General features: G+C 74.9%; 4 protein-coding genes. 2 read left to right on the top strand and 2 right to left on the bottom strand.

Going from position 1 to position 3,056, the window contains the following annotated elements:
• Positions 1-152: 152 nt before the first annotated feature.
• Positions 153-1,502, bottom strand: coding sequence for a sensor histidine kinase (locus tag ACFUUZ_RS31630; RefSeq protein WP_378702711.1), 1,350 nt, complete (start codon positions 1,500-1,502; stop codon positions 153-155).
• 98 nt (positions 1,503-1,600) lie between these two features.
• On the opposite strand from ACFUUZ_RS31630, the gene ACFUUZ_RS31625 reads away from it, so the two are divergent.
• Together ACFUUZ_RS31625 and ACFUUZ_RS31620 are read left to right on the top strand one after the other, a co-directional pair.
• Positions 1,601-2,053: an SRPBCC domain-containing protein gene (locus ACFUUZ_RS31625; protein ID WP_378702709.1), complete on the top strand. Its 453-nt coding sequence runs from the start codon at positions 1,601-1,603 to the stop codon at positions 2,051-2,053.
• Between the two features lie 66 nt (positions 2,054-2,119).
• Positions 2,120-2,563, top strand: a complete 444-nt coding sequence (locus tag ACFUUZ_RS31620) for an OsmC family peroxiredoxin (RefSeq protein ID WP_378702707.1) — start codon at positions 2,120-2,122, stop codon at positions 2,561-2,563.
• A 37-nt stretch (positions 2,564-2,600) separates the two neighbouring features.
• Here ACFUUZ_RS31620 and ACFUUZ_RS31615 read toward each other — a convergent pair.
• On the bottom strand, positions 2,601-3,056 hold a 456-nt coding region (locus ACFUUZ_RS31615; protein ID WP_378702705.1), incomplete at its 5' end, for a hypothetical protein.

The raw sequence follows: 3,056 nt of genomic DNA, 5'->3' as shown, positions 1-3,056 counted from the left end.
CCGCTCCCCTCCGGGGGAGCGGGCCTTTCCCGTTGGGGGAAGATTTCTGTACTCGGGGGCTATCGCCCCCGAACCCCCATCGGCTCCGCCGCCCCGAGCCCCATCCTCCTCGCCGGTGGGCGTGGGGGGTTCGGGGGCGTAGCCCCCGAGAATTAACTCTCTTCCTTTTTGGGGCCGGGGACGGCGGCCAGGCGCGCTTGGGCGGGGAGGCGGGCGGCTACGCGGAAGCCCCCACTGGGGCGGGGACCTGCGGTGAGGGCACCGCCGAGTTCGTGCGCCCGCTCGCGCATGGCGATGATGCCGTCACCCCCGCGCGGCCCGGGGGTACGCGGGGGCGGGGCGGCGGGGCGCGTGTTGTCGACGGTGATGTCGACGGAATCGGCCGCGTACCGAAGCGTCACCGTGGCCTCGGCCCCGGGCGCATGCCGCTGCACATTCCGCAGCGACTCGACGACGATCCCGGCCCCGACGACATCGATGGCGGCGGGCAGCGGCGCGGCGGTCCCGATCACCCGGTAGGTGACCGCGACCCCCGAACTCCGCGCCCGCTGCATGATCCCGTCGAGGTCATCGAGGCTCGGCGCATCCGGCTTGGGCGCGGGCTTGGGCGCCACTGGCTCCTCGGCAGGCTCAGCCGTCCGTCGTGCCTCCTTGGGCGGCCGCACCAGGAACCCGGCGGTCCGCCCGAGCAGCCCCTCGTCCCGCGCGAGCGGCTCCCCGCCCGCCGCAGGCTCCTCCGGCCGCACCCCGGTCCGCCGCAGACTGCTCAGCAACTCCTGCGCGTCCTCCAGCGCAGCCCGACTCGCCGTCTTGACGGCGGCCAGCGCGACCACCACCTGCTGCGGCTTCCGATCGGCGAGCTCGAGCGCCAGCCCGGACTGCTTGTTGATGGCGGAGAGGCTGTGCACCACCACCCCGTGCAGCTCCTCGGCGAGCGCCAACCGCTCCGCCGCGCTCTCCCGCTCGCGGTGCGCGATGCTCTCCCACGGCTCGGCCTCCTCCAGCCGCTGCGCGCAGCGCACCAGCTCGGCCCGCTGGCGCAGCAGCTCGGCGGTCCCGGCCAGCGCCAGCGCCCAGCCGAGCGCGCCGAGCGCCTGCCACCCGTCCTGCTCCCGGCCGAGCAGCACCGGCAGCGGCCACACCATGCACAGGTAGGCCACCGGGATCACCGGGTAGGTGTACTGCCACGGCGCCACCGCGGCCGCGGTGAGGAAGGCGGCGGCGGGCGCGGCGAGCGCGGGCAGGTAGCCGTGCCCGAGCAACGGGTAGGCGATCGCCACCGCGAAGACCACGTACAGCACCGGCAGCGGGTGGTATCGGCGCAGGACGAGCGCCACCGGACCGGCGATGAGCAGCGCGGTTCCGAGCGCGTCGAGCGGGTCGGTGGCGACCTGCCGCAGGTCCAGCGCGTAGCCGAGGGCGAGCTGGAGCACCGCGACCCCGCCCGCGAGCCCCCAATCCCACACCACCGAACCGCGATTCGTCTCACCTGGCGCTCTCACCCCGCCAGACTATGCGCCGCGACCGCGCGGCGCGGCAGGAGTGGCCGCGCGCCGTGCACTCCGAGCACACCGCCGGTGACCACGGGTATGGTTCCGGGATGGTCGATCAGTCGATTCGTCTTCCGGATCTGTCCTCCCGGCCGCACGAGCTCGCGGTGGAGCGGGTCATGTCCGCCTCCGCCGGCCTGCTCTTCGCCGCGTGGACCAAGGGTTTCGACCTGTGGCTCGCACAGCCGGATTCGCTGCTGCTGACCGGCGAGGTGAACACCCCGTTCTTCTTCGAGACCGAGAACGGCGGCGTCCGGCACCCGCACTACGGCCGCTTCCTGCGGCTGGAGACCGAGCGGCTGGTGGAGTTGACCTGGGTGAGCGCCGACACCCGCGGCGCCGAGACCGTGGTGTCGGTGCAGTTCGTGCGGCAGCCGCGCGGCATCCGGCTGCGGCTGCGGCACGCGGGCTTCGCCGACGCCGCCGCGCGGGACGCGCACCGCGCCGCCTGGCCCGCCGTGCTGGAGCAGCTGGACAAGCGGCTGACCGCCGCCGTCGGGTAGTGGCGTACGGCCCGGCCGAGTAGGTTCGGAGCCGCTATTCGCGAACTACCCTTCGAAAGGATCGTGATGCCAACTCGTAGCGCACGCACCGCCTGGACCGGCGGCCTGCAGGACGGCGCGGGCCAGGTCGAACTGGCCAGCTCCGGCGTCGGCAAGTACGACGTGTCGTTCCCGAAGCGCGCGGCCGACGACGCGGACGGCAGCACCAGCCCCGAGGAGCTCATCGCCGCCGCGCACTCCTCCTGCTACGCCATGGCGCTCTCCGCGCAGATCGCCGAGGCGGGCGGCACCCCGGAGAGCCTGGACGTGACCGCCGACGTCACGCTCGGCCCCGACCCGGCGGGCGGCTTCCGGATCAGCCGGATCGCGCTGACCGTGCGCGGCAAGGCGGCGGGGATCGACGCCGACCAGTTCGCCACCGCGGCGGCTGCGGCCAAGGCGGGCTGCCCGGTCAGCAAGGCGCTCGCCGGCGTCTCCGACATCGCGTTGGACGCGACCTTCGAGTCCTGACCCTGGCCCGGCGGTGCCCGCTCGAGGCACCGCCGGATCAGGCGAACCAGCGCCGCGCGGCCCGCGTGTACATGGCGGGCACCGCGACCAGCACCGCGAGCACGTGCACCGCGCGCAGCCCGGCGAGCAGCAGGCCGCCCGGGTCGAGCGCGGTCACCGGCGCGGTGACCGAGTCCGCGGAGAGCAGCCTGGCCGCGGGCTCGAGCAGCAGCGAGGCGAGCCCGGCGACGCCGAGCCCGACGGTGAGCAGCGCCCGCGCCCAGCGGTCGCCGTGCACCATGCGCAGCACCACCGCGAGGACGAGCAGGTAGAGCGCGGCTCGCCAGAGCAGCGGCGCCGCCCCGGTGTCACCGACCCTGGCCAGCCCCTCCAGCAGCCCCGCGGTCAGCGCGGTGAGGAAGCCCGCGCAGGCCACCCGGACCGGGCGCGGTGCCGCCGGACCGGCGGCGGGGAGCAGAAGCGAGCGGGCAGTGTCGGCCATGGCGCCGACACC

The sequence above is a fragment of the Nocardia sp. NPDC057353 genome, assembly GCF_042667085.1.
GTDB lineage: Bacteria > Actinomycetota > Actinomycetes > Mycobacteriales > Mycobacteriaceae > Nocardia.
This window is presented reverse-complemented; position numbering and strand designations above follow the sequence as displayed.

Excerpts from the sequence above, each read along its gene's own strand:
- ACFUUZ_RS31625 (WP_378702709.1), top strand. The coding sequence starts at position 1,601 with ATGGTCGATCAGTCGATTCGTCTTCCGGATCTGTCCTCCCGGCCGCAC.
- ACFUUZ_RS31620 (WP_378702707.1), top strand. The coding sequence starts at position 2,120 with ATGCCAACTCGTAGCGCACGCACCGCCTGGACCGGCGGCCTGCAGGAC.